The organism is Priestia sp. 179-F W1.4 NHS (genome assembly GCF_045369295.1).
GTDB lineage: Bacteria > Bacillota > Bacilli > Bacillales > Bacillaceae_H > Priestia > Priestia zanthoxyli.
Genome location: NZ_JBIQFF010000001.1, coordinates 79,331 through 96,701 on the forward strand (window position 1 = coordinate 79,331; position 17,371 = coordinate 96,701).

Sequence of the window (17,371 nt, forward strand, 5' to 3'; positions counted from 1 at the left end):
TTTTATGAATAAATGCAGAGAGAATATGGTAAAGTTAAAGAGTCTATAGGGAATAGAAGGTTTAATTGTTTATAAAATTGGGAAAGTAGTTATAACAAGAGAGATGAAAATAGGAGGTGCCTTGCACAGATGGTTATTATTCTTTATTTAAGCGCTGCTATTGTTGCCATTGCGATTTTTTACCTGGTGGTTTCCGTGTCAAAAACATTGAAATCCGTTCAGCACACATTAAATTCAGTGGCAGGTACTTTAGACGGTGTAGAAAAGCAAATGACAGGAATCACAGCTGAAACAACTGCACTTTTACATAAGACTAATCTGTTAGCTGAAGATATTCAGCGTAAATCCGAAGCGCTGAACACAGTCGTGGATTCTGTTAAAGGCGTAGGTGACTCAATCCAAGACCTAAATAAGTCGATTAAAAGCGTATCATCAAGCGTTTCAGAGAAAGTAGAAGAAAATAAAGAAACTGTTGCTCAAGTCGTTCAATGGAGCAATGTTGCATTAGACGTATGGGAACGTATAAAATTAAGAAAACAGAAAAAAGTTGACGTGGAGCCTGTACCTGTTGAAGTAAAAGAAAAAGCGGTTCAACGCTCACGCTCATTTTCATAAGGATGAACTTTAAAGGAGGAGACGCATATGTCAAACAAACCAAATAAACCAAACAACACTTCAAATAAAGGCTTTTTAGTAGGAACAGTGATTGGAGGAGTTGTAGGAGCTGCAACGGCATTACTACTTGCTCCAAAATCAGGTAAAGAGTTCCGTTCTGATTTAAATGAGCAGGCAGCTTACGTTCGTTTAAAAACGGAGCAAGCGAAAAACAGCGCTGTTGAAAAAGGACAAGGGTTTGCTCAAACGGCTAAAGAAAAAACGGCTGGTTTATCGCAAACACTGTCTGAGCAATCTTCACAAGTAGTGGACAAGGTGAAAAACTTCCGTAAAGTAGATCCTGAACACGAAGCATTACCGCCAACAAGCTTAGAAGTGCTTGCTGATGAAGTGGAGTCTCAAAGCAACGAAGAAGTTCAGCAGAAGCTAACAGAAGCTCAAAAAGCATTAGATGAAGTGGAAAGCACAGTGCCACGACCATAATAAAGAATCAAAAGCGTTTACCCTATAGGGTGAACGCTTTTTTTGTATGTAATTTAGGTTGGGTAACGGCAAGTAAATGTTAGTTTCATCAGAGGGATTTTAATTTAACCAGTTCTTTTCTTTCTATGCCGAAAATAACTTCACCTTATAAATAAATTCATTAGCATTATACATAAAGCTGAGCACTCTTTTTGTATGGAAACGGTCAAACCATGTAAACTTAAGAGTAAGTACAGAAAGGGTGAAAAAAATGAAAAAGATTTCAACAGTTGAAGAGTTCGAACAAGTTATTAAGGAAAACCATCGCTTTTTATTTTTAAAGCACAGCACGACGTGTCCAATTAGTGCAGCTGGTCATGAGGCATTTTCAGCGTTTGCTTCTAGTCATGAAGACATTCCTTCTTATTATCTTCATGTGCAAGATTCACGAGACGTATCCAACTATATTGCTGAAACGTATGAAGTGAAGCATGAATCACCTCAAGCGCTTCTGTTTGAAGATGGAAAAGTGAAGTGGCACGCTTCTCACTGGAACATTAACGAAGAAGAATTAGCGAAAAATGTAGCTCATTAATTGAAAGAGGCTGGGACAAAAGCAGTTTAGGTGAAGGAAGATCCGAACGATTAATCGTTCGGTTTTTTTTGTAAGCTGATTGCGGTTTCATCCACTTTTTCGTACAATAGATGTAGTTTAGCACATAAAAGCAGAGAAGCCCCTTACATATATCCTCCATCACCTATCATCTTATGTAGTAACCCTGCTAAACGGATTTTTTTAAATCAGTGAAAGGGTGGACGTACATGACGAATTCAGATCTTCAGCATTTGCGATCTCAAATTGACGAAGTAAATATGAAACTGTTAAAGCTTATTAATGAGCGAGGCGAGCTTGTTCAAGAAATAGGAAAATTAAAAGGAATGCAGTCAACCAAACGGTTTGACCCTGTTCGTGAACGAGCAATGCTTGATGCGATTTTAAGCAAGAATGAAGGACCGTTTCAAACATCTACGCTTCAACATATTTTCAAAGAGATTTTCAAAGCTCATTTAGAGCTTCAAGAAGATGATCATCGTAAAGCACTTCTTGTATCCCGTAAAAAGAAGCCGGAAAATACAATCGTTACGGTAAAAGGAGAAACAATTGGTGACGGACTTCAGCGTTTTGTAGCAGGACCTTGTTCCGTTGAAAGCTATGAGCAAGTAGCAGCCGTAGCAAAAGCCGTAAAGCAGCAGGGTGTGCGGATGCTTAGAGGCGGAGCCTACAAGCCAAGAACATCTCCTTATGATTTTCAAGGCCTTGGCTTAGAAGGACTGCAAATTTTAAAAAGAGTAGCTGACGAATATGATTTAGCCGTTATTAGTGAAATTGTCGACCCCGCTGATATTGAAACAGCTGTAGAATATGTAGATGTGATTCAAATTGGTGCTCGTAATATGCAAAATTTTGAGCTGTTAAAAGAAGCGGGTGCGGTGAAGAAGCCTGTCTTATTAAAGCGGGGCTTAGCTGCTACGATTGATGAGTTTATTAATGCTGCTGAATACATTGTATCAAAAGGAAATGATCAGCTGATTTTGTGTGAACGAGGAATTCGTACGTATGAGCGAGCAACGCGAAATACGCTGGATATTTCAGCCGTTCCCATTTTAAAACAAGAAACTCATTTACCTGTTTTAGTCGACGTTACGCATTCAACAGGAAGACGAGATTTGCTTGTTCCAACGGCTAAAGCGGCTCTTGCCATTGGTGCGGATGGAATTATGGCAGAAGTTCATCCAGATCCGGCGGTAGCACTTTCTGACTCAGCTCAGCAAATGGATATTCCACAATTTACAGAATTTATGAAGCAGCTAAAACCTATATGTAACTTAAATTTATAAAAAAACGTAAAAAAGAAAAATTCGTATACTTTTATGACAAGTTTGAGGCACTTAATGGTTTCAAGCTTGTTTGCCTTTCGTTATAATAAAGATAAGCGAAATTATCACGTATTTTGAAAACAGTCGATAACTTTTGTCAAAATAGGAAAGAATAAGTGCAAATCCAAAAAACAAGAATTTATGAAATTCTCGTGAAACTTGTCGGAAAAAGGCGGTAAATACGTTGCGGTGAAGCACATAGTATCGTATAGTAGTTACAGATATTCGCTATCATTCTGTGAGTGCATATGATATAAATTCGCGATTCACTTTTTTTATTTACTTACTATACACCGTCTTTTACATTGTTACATATAAACTGGTAAAATTGTCTTTGCACACGTAATAATAAGGGCATAACAGGAATGATTTAGATGCATACAGGGTATCTAAGCTGTATGTAAGAGTGAAGGAGCTAGAAATAGCCATTCTATAAAGGAAGATGGATTTATATACGTAAATACAAGAAATGAAATAAGGATAAAATAAACGAAATGTTTTTCGATAAGGAGTGTTTGTTGTGAACGTAACAATTTATGATGTAGCAAGGGAAGCAAGCGTGTCGATGGCAACGGTTTCTCGTGTGGTAAACGGAAATCCAAATGTAAAACCATCAACTAGAAAAAAAGTATTAGAAACAATTGAAAGACTAGGCTATCGTCCGAACGCAGTAGCGCGTGGATTAGCCAGTAAGAAAACAACGACAGTAGGAGTTATCATTCCTGATATTTCAAATATTTTCTATGCAGAGTTAGCGCGTGGAATCGAAGATATTGCAACAATGTACAAGTATAATATCATCTTAAGTAACTCCGACCAAAATCAAGATAAAGAACTTCATCTTTTAAATAACATGCTTGGTAAACAAGTAGACGGAATCATCTTCATGAGTGGGAATGTAACGGAAGAACACGTAGAAGAGTTAAAAAAATCACCGGTTCCAGTTGTACTTGCAGCATCAATCGAATCAACTAACCAAATCCCATCTGTAACTATTGATTATGAACAAGCAGCTTTTGATGCAGTGCAATCACTAATTGACAGCGGTCATAAAAATATTGCATTCGTTTCAGGTACGCTAGAAGAACCGATCAATCATGCGAAAAAAGTAAAAGGGTACAAGCGTGCTCTTACTGAAAGCGGATTGCCTGTACGCGATTCTTATATTGTAGAAGGAGACTACACGTACGATTCAGGTATTGAAGCAGTTGAAAAACTATTAGAAGAAGATGAAAAGCCAACTGCTATTTTCGTTGGAACGGATGAAATGGCATTAGGCGTTATTCACGGGGCACAAGATCGCGGGTTGAATGTACCAAACGATCTAGAAGTTATCGGTTTTGATAACACAAGACTTTCAACAATGGTTCGTCCTCAGTTAACATCTGTTGTACAGCCAATGTATGATATTGGTGCAGTAGCGATGCGTCTCTTAACGAAATACATGAACAAAGAAACGGTAGACAGCAGCATTGTACAGCTTCCTCACCGCATCGAGTTCAGACAATCAACAAAATAATACCTGTGAATGAATAAGAACGAATCCAAAGTTCAGACACGGGGAGATAGAATATGAAAAAAATTGATATGCTCACACCTATAGGGATACTAATTGGTATCTCTATGGTTGTGTTTGGGGTTATTTCAAGTGGAGGAATGAGCGGTTTTTTAGCTTTTATTGATGTGCCATCGATTTTAATTGTACTGGGAGGCGTTTTTGGTACGCTGTGCGTGAGCTTTCCGTTAAAACAATTAAAAAATATGGGAAGAGTAGGGAAACAAGCGTTTCAATCGAAAGAAATAAACGTAGAAGAAATTGTAGGAACATTTGTACATTTATCGGAAAAAGCGCGTCGAGAAGGGCTTCTATCGTTAGAAGCAGAGCTTGAACAAATCGATGATTTATTTGTGAAAAAAGGTATTTTGCTAGCCATTGATGGAGTAGAACCAGAAATGATTCGAGAGCTGCTTGAAGCTGAAATAGCTGCAGTAGAAGAAAGACATACGAGAGGTCGAAGTATGTTTGAAAAAGCAGGCGATTATGCCCCCGCTTGGGGAATGATTGGGACGCTCGTTGGGCTAGTGCTAATGCTTAAAAGCCTTAATACCCCTTCATCGCTTGGGCCTAACATGGCAATTGCTCTTTTAACGACTTTCTACGGGGCGCTGCTTTCAAACTTGTTTTTTCAGCCAATCGCAGCTAAATTAGCTGGTAAAACGGAGCATGAGCTTTTTGTTAAAGAAGTGATTATTGAAGGTGTCATCGGCTTGCAGGCGGGGCAAAATTCTCGCTTTGTGCAAGCAAAGCTAAAAGTATTTGCCCCTGTTGAAAAACGAAAGCTGGAAGAAAAGAGAGAACACGTTCGTGAAGCGTAGAAGAAAAAGGTATTCGGCACAGTCGCCAAAATGGATGGTAACATTTGCTGATTTGGTGACGTTAATATTAGTTTTTTTTATTTTACTATTTTCAATGTCTAGCGTTGATAATCAAAAGTTTCAGACCGTTGTCAATTCGCTTACAAGCGGTGGCTCATTAGCTTCTGTAGAAAAGAGCCAGCAGTCTCAAAAGCTGGATAACATTTTAGCGAAAGTGCAAAATTACCTGAAGGAAAATAAGCTTCAGAATGTTATTACTGCTAAGCGAGATGAACGCGGAGTTGTGCTTATTTTACAAGAACAGGTGCTGTTTGAAACAGGACAGGCAGACATTTTGAAGAAAGGTACCCCTTTCCTGGATGAATTAGGAAGGTTATTCAGTACTATTCCAAATGATATTAAAGTAGAAGGTCATACCGATAATCGACCTATTCACACCTATCGTTATCCATCTAATTGGGAACTATCGGCAGCGCGTGCCAGCGGTGTCATACGCTATTTAACGAACCACTTTTCTCTTTCTGCTAACCGCTTTGAAGCACTTGGATACGGAGATACAAAGCCGCTTGTTCCGAACACGTCTAATGACAATTTACAAAAAAATAGACGCGTCGAAATTATTATTTCAGATCCCGAAGCACAGTGAAAAAGGCCATACGTTTGTATAGCCTTTTTTTAAGAATGAGATGTATGAGAACGAATAGGATAAAGAGCGCGCTCAAGAGTTTGAGCGTTTTTTTCTGTTATTTCTGGTTTTCTTGGAATTGGCTGATAGATATTAGGTTCATCATCCCACTGTGTGCAAATGGGGTGAGGCGATACTTTTGTCCATTTTTCAAGCCATGATAGAGGAAGCATGCCTTCTGCCTTTCGTTCAATCATTTCAAGCCAAATGAATGACCAAGCCCGAGGAACAACCCGCCAAATATCATAACCTCCTCCGCCAACCGCAATCCATCTTCCCTGACAGTATTCATGGGCAATTTCATGAGCAATTTTAGGAATCTCACGGTATATTTTCGTGGTGCCGCATAAATGAGTGAGCGGGTCGTAATAATGAGAATCGGCTCCATTTTGTGTCAAGATAACATCTGGTTTAAAAAAAGCAGCTACTTCTTTTAAAGAGGTCTTATAAACGTCGAGCCAAGACTCATCTTCCGTATAAGCATCAACAGGCACATTAAATGAATAACCATAGCCTTCACTGTGCCCGCGTTCATTAACGTTTCCCGTGCCTGGAAACAAGTAGCGTCCCGTTTCATGAATGGAAAGAGTACAAACGGAAGGATCGTCATAAAATGTCCATTGCACGCCGTCACCATGGTGAGCATCTGTATCGACATAGAGGACGCGCGCGTTGTACTTTTGCTGCATATATTTGATGGCTACCGCGCTATCGTTATAAATACAGAAGCCGGAAGCTTTTCCTCGAAAGCCATGGTGCAATCCTCCTCCTAAATTTAGAGCATGCTTAGCTTTTCCAGTCATCACATAATCTACAGCCGTAAGTGTACCCCCAACTAAAAACGCACTGGCTTCATGCATGTTGGGAAACATAGGTGTATCTTCTGTTCCAAGACCAAAATCTGCTGCTTTTTCAACAGAAAGCTCGCCGCTTCCTGCTAATTTTACCGCTTGAATATAGCTAGTATCATGGACAAGCTGAAGTTCTTCATCAGATGCCATCCGCGGTAATACAATATCTTGATTGCCTAAAGCGCCAAATTCCCGTAACAGTTCATATGTTAGTTGAACACGAAGCTGGTTAAACGGATGATTATTGCTGAATTTGTACGAAAGAATATCATCTGAATAAATAAATACAGCATTACTAGTCATTACGTCATCTCCGGTAATTTAGGCCATAGCACCTCATAGCCGTTTTCTTTTAATGTATTTATACTAATCAATGGATTAATAGCTTGAATGCGAAGCACAAGGATTTTATATCGTTCATCTACATCAGGGTAGACAAGTACGCTTAAGATGTTTGTTCTCTTTGAACCAAAGAGGGATGTAACTTCAGCGAGCACGCCAGCCTTATTTTCTACTTTTATTTCAATTTGTGAACCTGGCTTATTAGTGCCAGTAAGCTGAATAAACGTATGTAGTAGATCTCTTTCGGTAACAACTCCTACTAACCGCTTGTTTTTTGTGACGGGAATACAACCGATTTGGTGTTCATAAAAAATGCTTGCAATTTCTTCAACAAAATCAAGAGGGTGAGCTGTAATGACTTCTGTTTTCATAATCATCCGCACGGGTTCGGATAGAAGAGCAGATGTATAAGTATTATCTAAAATAGATGGACTTGCATCTCTTACGTCTCGATCAGAAATGATGCCAACTACGTGATGAAGGTCATTAACGATAGGAATATGTCTAATCTTATGTGTATCTAAAAGTTTCATAGCTTCAGCAATCGTATGGTCGGGGGTTAAGGTAACGAGATCGGTTTTCATCATCTCTTCAACAATCATCAGACACAGCTCCTTTTCTTAAAGGTCAGCTCAATACATAAAGCGATTTTGAAAGCGCAGGCTATCAAATTCTTGTATGCTTTCTTGAGGGACTCTGCTCCCGATTCTTACCATCAAACAATTAGCAGGGTGGGAGCTAATCTCCGGATCATCTGTGGCAAACCACGTCAGTCCGCCTTTATTCATCATTTTCTCCATAATTTTGCGGTAATCCCACACATTTAGCCCTGTTCCTTTTAAATCCCAATGCCAGTAGTATTCTGTCGTAATGACAATATAATCTTCCATTGCATCATCCATCATAGATACGATAAGCAAGTTTTTTCCAACAGCGTAGCTGCGAAACGGGGCAGCTACCTCTATAGCTCCTAATTCGATTAAATTCTCCATATTTCCTTCCGACCATCGTTCTAGAGGATCGGGATATAAAAAGGTGACATAACCAATGATTGTATGATGATGACGAGCAATAATGATTCTACCTTCAGGCAAGTTGGCAATCTCGATCAATGCTTCTTTTTGCTGTTCAGGTGGACGAAAGGCCGTTAGTTGCTCATGAAAATCAAGTTGTTGCAAGGTTTGTGAGGAGACAGGTCCTTCAATAACAATTGCTCCAACCGCTGTTTTTAGTTCTTTCATATTGTATGTTTCGGAATGTTTCACATGAATCACCACCTTCAAGCAGTCTTATCTGTATTATAATACAAAAAAAACTCTACATTAAAGCGTTTTCAAAAAATTAAATAAAAGAAAAGGAGTTTTTTCAAAAACATAGAATAGGAAATTAAAAGAGATTCTTGTTAATTCGACACTTATATAACAAAGGTTGTCATATAACAAGGGAGACTATTATCCCAATTCCGACAAATAATTTTTATAAAATTGTGAAAAGTCTATTTTTGTTATATAATAGGTTTGTAAATTTTATACATAAGGGGGAGTTTGTGATGAAAGTGGAAGCGCTTCCTGTAATTGAAGGGGTATACAACTTACAGGACTACGATAAAACGTATCAAACCTTTGACTGGTCACAAGTGGAGAAGGAATTTTCATGGCATGAAACAGGTAAATTAAATGCAGCTTATGAAGCAATTGATAAGCACGCAAACTCTACGCGTAAAAATAAAGTTGCGCTTTATTATCGAGATGCGCAGCGCAATGAAAAATATACATTCAAAGAAATGAAAGAATGGTCAAACAAAGCCGCAAACGTGCTAAAACAAGCAGACGTAGAGAAGGGAGATCGTGTGTTTATCTTTATGCCTCGCTCTCCGGAACTTTATTTTGCATTGTTAGGCGCGGTGAAGCTTGGCGCTATTGTTGGGCCTTTGTTTGAAGCATTCATGGAAGGTGCAGTAAAAGATCGTTTGCAAGACAGTGATGCAAAAGTGTTAATTACAACGCCTGAACTGCTGAGCCGCGTTCCGGTGAAGGATTTGCCAGCTTTAAAACACATTCTCCTTGTAGGGGAAAATGTAGCAGAAGAAGGCATTCAACTAGATTTTCTGAAGCGATTAGAAGCGGCGAATAAAGAGGTGGAGATTGAGTGGGTAGATAGAACAGATGGTATGCTGCTTCATTATACATCAGGTTCAACTGGAAAACCAAAAGGGGTGCTTCACGTTCATAATGCAATGCTTCAGCATTATCAAACTGCTAAGTGGGTGCTCGACTTAAAAGATGACGATGTGTATTGGTGTACAGCAGATCCGGGTTGGGTAACGGGAACTTCCTACGGAATTTTTGGTCCTTGGCTTGCTGGAGCAACAAATGTGATTGTAGGAGGACGCTTTAGTCCAGATGCATGGTATCAAGCACTTGAAGATTTTGGCGTAACGGTTTGGTACAGTGCGCCTACAGCATTTCGTATGCTAATGGGTGCTGGCGATGACTTAGTTAAACGCTATGATTTAAGCAGCCTCAGACATGTATTAAGCGTGGGAGAACCATTAAATCCTGAAGTGGTACGCTGGGGAATGAAGGTTTTCCAAAAACGTATTCATGACACGTGGTGGATGACTGAAACTGGAGGTCAGACGATTTGTAATTACCCGTCTATGAAAATTAAACCAGGATCTATGGGAAAACCTATTCCGGGTGTACAAGCAGCAATCGTTGACGATCAAGGACAAGAGCTTCCACCTTATCGAATGGGTAACTTAGCAATTAAAAAAGGCTGGCCATCTATGATGCATGCAATTTGGAACAACAAGGAAAAGTATGAGTCATACTTTATGCCAGGCGACTGGTACGTATCAGGTGATTCCGCGTATATGGATGAAGACGGTTATTTTTGGTTCCAAGGCCGAATTGATGACGTTATTATGACCGCAGGAGAACGAGTTGGTCCATTTGAAGTAGAAAGTAAGCTTGTTGAACACCCTGCTGTAGCAGAAGCGGGTGTCATTGGTAAGCCTGATCCTGTGCGTGGGGAAATTATTAAAGCGTTTATCGCACTTAGAGATGGGTATGAATCTTCAGATGAACTGATTGAAGATATTCGTCAATTTGTGAAAAAAGGGTTAGCTGCTCATGCAGCTCCACGTGAAATCGAGTTTAAAGATAAGCTACCTAAAACACGAAGCGGTAAAATTATGCGTCGCGTTTTAAAAGCGTGGGAATTAGATTTGCCAACGGGCGATTTGTCGACGATGGAAGACTAAGGAGTAAACGTTTCAATCTTTGTATGGAAAATAAGTGATTTTTATAAAGTTCAAACAGCCAGCTGTTTGAACTTTTTTTTGGACTTGAATTTTAAAATGAAATCATTCATAATTGTGGGGTGTAAACTTTTAAATAAAATAAACTGCAGTGATAGGAAGAAGTAATACTTGTCTCCCTGTTTAAGAGAGCTGATGGTTGCTGAAAATCAGTACATAGACAAATATGAAATACGTCCTTGAGCATCTTTTGTGAACTTACAGTAGCAAAAGACGGGTAGACCGTTACATCATTTAAGTGGGAAATAATTTATTTCCAAATAGGGTGGTACCGCGATATTTTCGTCCCTTCTTTTTTAAGAAGGGGCGTTTTTTATGTTGTTCAACAAATTGTAACGAGCAATTAGATAAAGGAGAGAATATAACATGGATATTTTACAAGATCTTGAGTTTCGAGGGCTCATTAATCAACAAACGGATGAAAAAGGTTTAAATGAACTTTTGAGTAAAGAGTCTGTTCGTTTGTACTGTGGATTCGATCCAACAGCCGACAGCCTTCACATCGGCCACATGCTTCCTGTTTTAATTTTGCGTCGCTTTCAACAAGCTGGACACCAACCGATTGCATTAGTTGGTGGAGGTACGGGTCTTATTGGAGATCCAAGCGGTAAAAAAGCAGAGCGTACGTTAAATGAAAAAGAAACGGTTGCTATGTTTAGTGAGCGTATTAAAGGTCAGCTTTCACGCTTCTTAGATTTTGAAGAAGGTGAAAATGCAGCGGTTATTGCGAATAACTATGACTGGATTGGCACGTTAGATGTTATTACATTCCTACGAGATATCGGTAAAAACTTTGGTATTAACTACATGATGGCAAAGGATTCTGTTCAATCTCGTATCGAATCAGGCATCTCATTTACGGAATTCAGCTACATGATTTTACAATCATATGATTTCTTGAACTTATACCAAACGTATAACTGTAAGCTTCAAATTGGCGGCAGCGACCAATGGGGAAATATTACAGCTGGCTTAGAATTAATTCGTAAATCAGAAGAAGATGCAAAAGCATTTGGATTAACAGTTCCGCTTGTAACAAAAGCAGACGGCACGAAGTTCGGTAAAACAGAAGGCGGAGCAATTTGGTTAGACGCTGAAAAAACAAGTCCGTATGAATTCTACCAGTTCTGGATCAATACAGATGATCGTGATGTTATAAAATATTTAAAATACTTTACATTCTTATCACATGAAGAAATTAATGAATTAGCAGCATCTGCAAAAGAAGCGCCTGAAAAACGCGAAGCACAAAAAGCACTAGCAGCGGCGATGACTACGCTTGTACACGGTGAAGAAGCTCTTGAGCAAGCCATTCGTATTTCGCAAGCTTTATTTAACGGAAGTATTTCAGAGTTAACAGCAGAAGAAATTAAGCAAGGATTCAAGGATGTTCCTTCTTACACGCATACAGGTGAAGATATTGGTTTAATCGATTTACTTGTAGAAAGTAAAATCTCTCCTTCTAAACGTCAAGCGCGTGAAGATATTTCAAACGGTGCGATTTACTTAAACGGTGAGCGTGAGCAAGATTTGCAAAAAACAGTAGGAGCAGAAGACCGTATTGAAGGTCAATTTACAGTAATTCGTCGAGGCAAGAAAAAATATACGCTTATTCAATACGCATAAAAAAAGGCCGAAAGGCCTTTTTTTGTATAAAGAAAGTAAAAAAGCCGCTCCATAGGGAACGGCTTTTTACTATTAACGAGAGTAGAACTCTACGATTAGTGCTTCGTTGATTTCAGCAGATAATTCAGAACGCTCAGGTAAGCGAGTGAATGTACCTTCTAATTTCTCAGCGTCTACTGTTAAGTAGTCTGGTACGAAGTTGTTAACTTCAAGCGCTTCTTTCACGATTGAAAGGTTGCGAGATTTTTCGCGAACACCGATCACTTGACCAGGTTGTACACGGTAAGATGGGATGTCAACGCGTTTACCGTCAACTAAAACGTGACCGTGGTTAACTAATTGACGAGCTTGACGACGAGTGCGTGCAAGACCCATACGGTATACTAAGTTATCAAGACGAGCTTCTAAAAGAATCATGAAGTTCTCACCGTGCTTACCAGTTAATTTACCAGCAGCAACGAATAAGTTACGGAATTGACGCTCAGTTACACCATACATGTGGCGTAATTTTTGCTTTTCTTGTAATTGTAAACCGTACTCAGAAATTTTCTTACGTTGACCTGGGCCGTGTGGACCTGGAGCGTAAGGGCGTTTTTCTAATTCTTTACCTGTACCACTTAGAGAAAGACCTAAGCGACGAGAGATTTTCCAACTTGGACCTGTATAACGAGCCATGATGACTCCTCCTTGTTTGTGTTTTTATTTTATGCAAAACAAAAACAGACACATTCTAGCGATATGCTCATTTTGTTTTCATGTACCATCGCTCTAGCAGCAGAGAGTTACACGATACACCATCTTTTTAAAAGAATTGCTACTTCTGTAAAACAACCTTTTAATGAGGAACAAAATGAAAAAACATAAAGAAGATTGTATAAGCTGCAATATTTCACACAACGAGTATTATAGGTGTTTCCTCGTATAAAGTCAAGGAAGATTGAAGATTAACAGAATGTAAAAGAAAGGATATATTCATTTGAAGTATGAAAAGAGAAGAAAGAACGTAAGAAAACGGTGGTGATGGCTAATCAAACGTTTGTTTAATAAGCAAAAACCGCTGATTTGCAGCGGTTTTTTTTGCTTATTCATATTTAAAGAAAAGAAGTGAGTTCTTTGACGAATTCTTCAAGATACTGTTGATCGATTTCATCAAAGCGATTTTTGATTGGACTGTCAATATCAAGAACACCTAAAAGCTGACCGTCTTTTACAATTGGTACAACGATTTCAGATTGAGAAGCGGCATCACATGCAATGTGGCCAGGGAAGGCGTGAACATCTTCAATTCGCTCTGTTTTTTGATTTTGAGCTGCTGTACCGCATACGCCTTTTCCAAGTGGAATACGAACGCAAGCCGGCAGTCCCTGGAAAGGTCCAAGCACTAACTCCCCGTCTTCCATTAAATAAAAACCTACCCAGTTTACTTCATTTAAAAATTGATTTAGCAAAGCTGAAGCATTTGCTAGATTAGCAATCGTATTGCTTTCTCCTTCTAATAAGGCGCGTAATTGCTTAATTACTAATTCATAATCTTTTTGTTTTGAGCCGCTGTAGTTTTCGACATTAAACAATGTATTCTCCTCCATTCAACATAAGATTTAATGAATTTTTATCAGGAAACGTCAGTTTTAACGCTACTTTGTCGATAAAAGATTACAGGAACTAAAAAGCCTATCACGAATTATGTAGAGAGGCTACTAAAATCCTTTTTAAATACTGTAACGATTTCTACACAATTTTGCAATCATATGTGTTTTGTAAAAATAAATCGAAATGAGGTGTAGATAGATGGCTGTACAGTCAAAAACGAAAGAGAAAATTATTGATGCGGCTGTTTCTCTTTTTAACGTAAAAGGTTTTGATGGTACGTCGGTGCGGGAGATTGCAGGAAAAGCGAAAGTGAACGTAGCGAATATTTCATATTATTTTCATAGCAAAGAAGGATTACTTGAAAGTTTAGTGATTTCTTATTTTGAAGGTTATATTGGGGTGCTGGAGCAAGCATTTCAAGAAATGAAAAAGCTGTCTTCAACAGAAAGTATGATCGTAATGATTCGAGCTATCTTACATTACCAGCACGAAAACAGGCATATTGCCCGGCTTGTATATAGAGAAATCTCTCTTGACACGATTTTAATTCGAGAAGTTATGACTACGTATTTAACCAAGGAAAAATACTACTTAAAAACAATCCTTGAAAGAGGGATGAAAGAAAAGGAGTTTCGAAAGCTGCACGTTTCCTTTACAATCATTGAGCTTAAGGGCATGCTCTCTATGCCTTATCTTCATCCTCAGTATCTAAGTGAAGTTCTTCATATATTGCCTCACGAACCGTATTTTGTTCAGCAATATGCGATTGAGCTTGAGCAATGGGTGCACACAACGGTATGTTTGCCATATGAACGGACAAACAAACTGCGCGTTCAATTATCCTAAATGGAGCTCTCCATAGCCTTGGCCTAAATCCTTCGCACAGTGGGCGTCTGACCCATATACGAGAGGGATTTTTTTCTGTTGGGCTGCCTTTACGACAAAGGGAGCTGGATACGCTTCCTTGCACAAAGGTTTAAACAACCCTGCACCATTATAATCCAACGCCAGATCTTTCATTTTTATTTCATCGAGTATTGATAAAATAATAGGGGAAAGTGTGTCTTCATATGGAAAGCGAGTTTGAAATTTATGTACGAGTGTCATATGACCAATGCGCTTAGGTTTATAAACGCCTAAATTGGCCTGTACAGAGCGTAATACCGTGTTGTAATACTTATCATATACTTTGCTTACGCTGCCGAATTTCTGTACAATATGTGCAAATACGTCAGCGCTAAAATCTAGGCAGTCATATTCTTCTTCATATTTTAAGAAGTGAACCGAAAGGATGCTGTCATCAAGATAAGGACCATATTCGTTTAAGAACTCTGTTGTTTCGTGTTCAAATCCTTCAATAAAGTCAACTTCCAATCCGATATTAATACGAATATCGCGCTCAAATTCTTTTTTTACTTGCTGTACGTTTTGGATGTAGCGATCAAGTTTGTCAGGAGCCATTCCGCTGTCTCGATCAGGCGTCGGATCAATGAAGCTTTTTGGTAACGGAGCATGCTCTGTAAACGAAATCTCGCCAAAGTTCAGGGAAATCGCCTGTTCAACATATTGTTGCAATGAATCAGGCGAACCGTGTGGGCAAAATGGAGTATGAATATGTTTGTCAACTTTCATAAAAAATGCCTCCTTTTTTCTTCTTTTTCCATTGTAACGACACAAAGTGACTCCATGCCAATATTTTGTATAAAAAAATTTAATTTTTTGCTCAAAAGTTGGGCTTTACATGGTATCATAAAAACATTGACGCAAAAAAATTTAAAGGATTAAATTCACCCTTTTTATAAATAAGAAACTTGTCATGTAGAACGCACTGTAAGGGGGCTTAGTATGGAATTCATTATAGCACTAATCATACTCATTATCGGATTAGTTGTGTACGGAATGTTTTCACGTAAAAAGATTTATCAAGAAATTGATCGCCTGGAAACGATCAAAGTCGAATTAGCAAATACGCCAGTTGCAGAGGAAATTTCAAAAGTAAAAGAATTGAACATGACAGGTCAAACTGAAGAGCTATTTGAACGTTGGCGTGAGCAGTGGGATGAAATTATATCAACTAATCTCCCCAAAATTGATAAAGAACTGTTTGAAACGGAAGAAGCAGCAGATAAATACCGATTTAAAAAAGCGAAGCAGTTATCTATACATATTGATCAAGCCTTAGAACAAACCAAGATAGATATTGAAAACATACTTACTGAACTTCAAAATTTAATTGGTAGCGAACAAGATAATCGATATGATATTGAGGAATTAAATCAGCTTCACCGCCATGTGAAGAAAAAATTGCTCGCACATCGGTATTCCTATGGAAATGCTGAAAAAACGTTAGAATACGCAATTAATACATCTAAAGAGCAGTTTAAAAAATACGAGGAAGAGACGATTAACGGAAACTATCTTCAAGCACGTGAGATTGTTCTTCAATTAAAAACTGATTTAACAGCTATTGATTCGTATTTAGAACAAATTCCGAAAGTGTTAGTTGAGTGTCAGACCACTCTTCCTGTTCAATTCAATGAGCTGCTTGACGGGTTCCGCGAAATGAGTGAGCAGGGATATGTGTTAGAACATCTGCAAGTAGAAGAAACGGTAGAGCTTTTAAAACAAGAAACTGCTGAAATTATTGCAGATATTGAAGAATTATATGTGGAAGAAGCGATTACAAAACTAGATGATGTTAACGAACGCTTAGAGCAGTTATATGACTCACTTGAGCATGAGGTTTTCTCCTATCATAAAATGAACCGTGAATCTCATACGGTATCTAACTTCCTTCGTATGCTTCAAGAACGAAACCGTGAACTTCGTGAAGAAACGCTATTTGTACAGCAGAGCTATCATTTTAAAGAGCGCGATTTAGACGTATATTACAAAATGGATCGCGAACTAAAACGATTAACTAACTTGTACTATAATATTTCGGACAAGGTAGCGGAGCACAATTTAGCCTACAGTGTGATCCAAGAAGAACTCGAAGACGTTTCCAAACAGCTTAATCAATTAAAAGAATCTCAGGAATCCTATAGCGATATGCTACAAGCTCTTCGCAAAGATGAGCTCTCAGCTAAGGACAAAATAGAAGAACTGAAAGCTCAGTTGATTGAAGCACGACGCCTTATTCAAAAAAGCAACCTTCCCGGTGTTCCTGAAGAATATAAAGTGCAGCTTGAAAAAACGGTTCATATCTTAAATGAAGTAACCGCTAAGCTGAAAGAAAAACCGCTTAATATTCAAGCTGTTCAATCTTTACTTGAAGATGCTGTTGGTTTTGTTCAAGATACATTTGATGAAACAGAGGCGATGTTAGAGGAAGCGCGACTCGTTGAAAGAGTGATTCAATACGGGAACCGTTATAGAAGTACTCATCACTCGATTGCACAGTCTTTAGAAGAAGCAGAAGAAGCATTTCGTCATTATGAATACAAAGAAGCGTTAAAACAGGCATCTGCAGCTATTGAGCAAGTAGACCCTGGTGCGCTTGATCGTATACAGCGTATTGTATCTTCACAGAGTTAAAAAGCTCGTGTCCTTTGGACACGAGCT

Annotated in this window: 17 protein-coding genes and 1 other annotated feature; of the genes, 11 read left to right on the forward strand and 6 right to left on the reverse strand. The window is 38.7% G+C overall.

Going from position 1 to position 17,371, the window contains the following annotated elements; genetic code table 11:
- Window positions 1-129: 129 nt before the first annotated feature.
- The 7 genes from ACH0CI_RS00395 (at window position 130) to motS (ending at window position 6,037) form a co-directional block, all read left to right on the forward strand.
- Window positions 130-615 carry a DUF948 domain-containing protein gene (locus tag ACH0CI_RS00395; RefSeq protein WP_071270272.1) on the forward strand — a complete coding sequence of 162 codons (486 nt, stop codon included), beginning with the start codon at window positions 130-132 and terminating at the stop codon, window positions 613-615.
- Window positions 616-642: 27 nt separating this feature from the next.
- Window positions 643-1,098, forward strand: coding sequence for a YtxH domain-containing protein (locus ACH0CI_RS00400; RefSeq protein ID WP_071270275.1), 456 nt, complete (start codon window positions 643-645; stop codon window positions 1,096-1,098).
- A gap of 250 nt (window positions 1,099-1,348) precedes the next feature.
- Entirely contained in the window at window positions 1,349-1,672 is a 324-nt protein-coding gene (gene ytxJ / locus ACH0CI_RS00405; protein WP_028411816.1) for a bacillithiol system redox-active protein YtxJ, read from the forward strand.
- A 227-nt stretch (window positions 1,673-1,899) separates the two neighbouring features.
- On the forward strand, window positions 1,900-2,976 hold the full coding sequence (locus ACH0CI_RS00410) for a bifunctional 3-deoxy-7-phosphoheptulonate synthase/chorismate mutase (RefSeq protein WP_033579601.1): 1,077 nt from the start codon (window positions 1,900-1,902) through the stop codon (window positions 2,974-2,976).
- Between the two features lie 559 nt (window positions 2,977-3,535).
- The gene (gene ccpA / locus ACH0CI_RS00415; RefSeq protein WP_013059493.1) at window positions 3,536-4,534 is read left to right on the forward strand and encodes a catabolite control protein A; all 999 of its coding nucleotides are present in this window, start codon (window positions 3,536-3,538) and stop codon (window positions 4,532-4,534) included.
- A gap of 53 nt (window positions 4,535-4,587) precedes the next feature.
- Window positions 4,588-5,391, forward strand: coding sequence for a flagellar motor protein MotP (motP, locus tag ACH0CI_RS00420; RefSeq protein WP_335707158.1), 804 nt, complete (start codon window positions 4,588-4,590; stop codon window positions 5,389-5,391).
- On the forward strand, window positions 5,381-6,037 hold the full coding sequence (gene motS / locus ACH0CI_RS00425) for a flagellar motor protein MotS (RefSeq protein WP_028411813.1): 657 nt from the start codon (window positions 5,381-5,383) through the stop codon (window positions 6,035-6,037). The genes motP and motS overlap by 11 nt, the downstream gene beginning before the upstream one ends.
- A gap of 29 nt (window positions 6,038-6,066) precedes the next feature.
- On the opposite strand, the gene ACH0CI_RS00430 is transcribed toward motS, so the two are convergent.
- From ACH0CI_RS00430 to ACH0CI_RS00440, 3 genes are read right to left on the reverse strand one after another with little or no spacing between them, the layout of a single operon-like run.
- Window positions 6,067-7,230: an acetoin utilization protein AcuC gene (locus ACH0CI_RS00430; protein WP_028411812.1), complete on the reverse strand. Its 1,164-nt coding sequence runs from the start codon at window positions 7,228-7,230 to the stop codon at window positions 6,067-6,069.
- Window positions 7,230-7,871, reverse strand: a complete 642-nt coding sequence (locus ACH0CI_RS00435; RefSeq protein ID WP_028411811.1) for an acetoin utilization AcuB family protein — start codon at window positions 7,869-7,871, stop codon at window positions 7,230-7,232. Before ACH0CI_RS00435 ends, ACH0CI_RS00430 begins: the two co-directional genes overlap by 1 nt.
- 30 nt (window positions 7,872-7,901) lie before the next feature.
- On the reverse strand, window positions 7,902-8,534 hold the full coding sequence (locus tag ACH0CI_RS00440) for an N-acetyltransferase (protein ID WP_406900753.1): 633 nt from the start codon (window positions 8,532-8,534) through the stop codon (window positions 7,902-7,904).
- A 284-nt stretch (window positions 8,535-8,818) separates the two neighbouring features.
- Here ACH0CI_RS00440 and acsA point away from each other — a divergent pair, with 284 nt between their 5' ends.
- Both acsA and tyrS read left to right on the forward strand, forming a co-directional pair.
- Window positions 8,819-10,534: an acetate--CoA ligase gene (acsA, locus tag ACH0CI_RS00445; RefSeq protein ID WP_028411809.1), complete on the forward strand. Its 1,716-nt coding sequence runs from the start codon at window positions 8,819-8,821 to the stop codon at window positions 10,532-10,534.
- Between the two features lie 139 nt (window positions 10,535-10,673).
- Window positions 10,674-10,884: a binding site (T-box leader), on the forward strand.
- Window positions 10,885-10,957: 73 nt separating this feature from the next.
- The gene (tyrS, locus tag ACH0CI_RS00450) at window positions 10,958-12,217 is read left to right on the forward strand and encodes a tyrosine--tRNA ligase (RefSeq protein ID WP_028411808.1); all 1,260 of its coding nucleotides are present in this window, start codon (window positions 10,958-10,960) and stop codon (window positions 12,215-12,217) included.
- 72 nt (window positions 12,218-12,289) lie between these two features.
- Here the strand turns inward: tyrS and rpsD are convergent, their stop codons facing one another.
- Window positions 12,290-12,892, reverse strand: a complete 603-nt coding sequence (gene rpsD / locus ACH0CI_RS00455) for a 30S ribosomal protein S4 (protein WP_013059485.1) — start codon at window positions 12,890-12,892, stop codon at window positions 12,290-12,292.
- Window positions 12,893-13,308: 416 nt separating this feature from the next.
- Window positions 13,309-13,788 (reverse strand): GAF domain-containing protein, encoded by a 480-nt coding sequence (locus tag ACH0CI_RS00460; RefSeq protein ID WP_014458011.1) that lies wholly within the window; start codon window positions 13,786-13,788, stop codon window positions 13,309-13,311.
- Between the two features lie 217 nt (window positions 13,789-14,005).
- On the opposite strand from ACH0CI_RS00460, the gene refZ reads away from it, so the two are divergent.
- A complete protein-coding gene (refZ, locus tag ACH0CI_RS00465; protein WP_013059482.1) occupies window positions 14,006-14,653 on the forward strand; it encodes a forespore capture DNA-binding protein RefZ in 648 nt (215 codons plus the stop codon).
- Here the strand turns inward: refZ and hisJ are convergent.
- A complete protein-coding gene (gene hisJ, locus ACH0CI_RS00470) occupies window positions 14,645-15,439 on the reverse strand; it encodes a histidinol-phosphatase HisJ (RefSeq protein ID WP_047749742.1) in 795 nt (264 codons plus the stop codon). The two genes, refZ and hisJ, sit on opposite strands and share 9 nt — an antisense overlap.
- Window positions 15,440-15,652: 213 nt before the next feature.
- Between hisJ and ezrA the strand changes: the two genes are divergently transcribed.
- On the forward strand, window positions 15,653-17,344 hold the full coding sequence (gene ezrA, locus ACH0CI_RS00475; RefSeq protein WP_335707040.1) for a septation ring formation regulator EzrA: 1,692 nt from the start codon (window positions 15,653-15,655) through the stop codon (window positions 17,342-17,344).
- Window positions 17,345-17,371 lie beyond the last annotated feature (27 nt).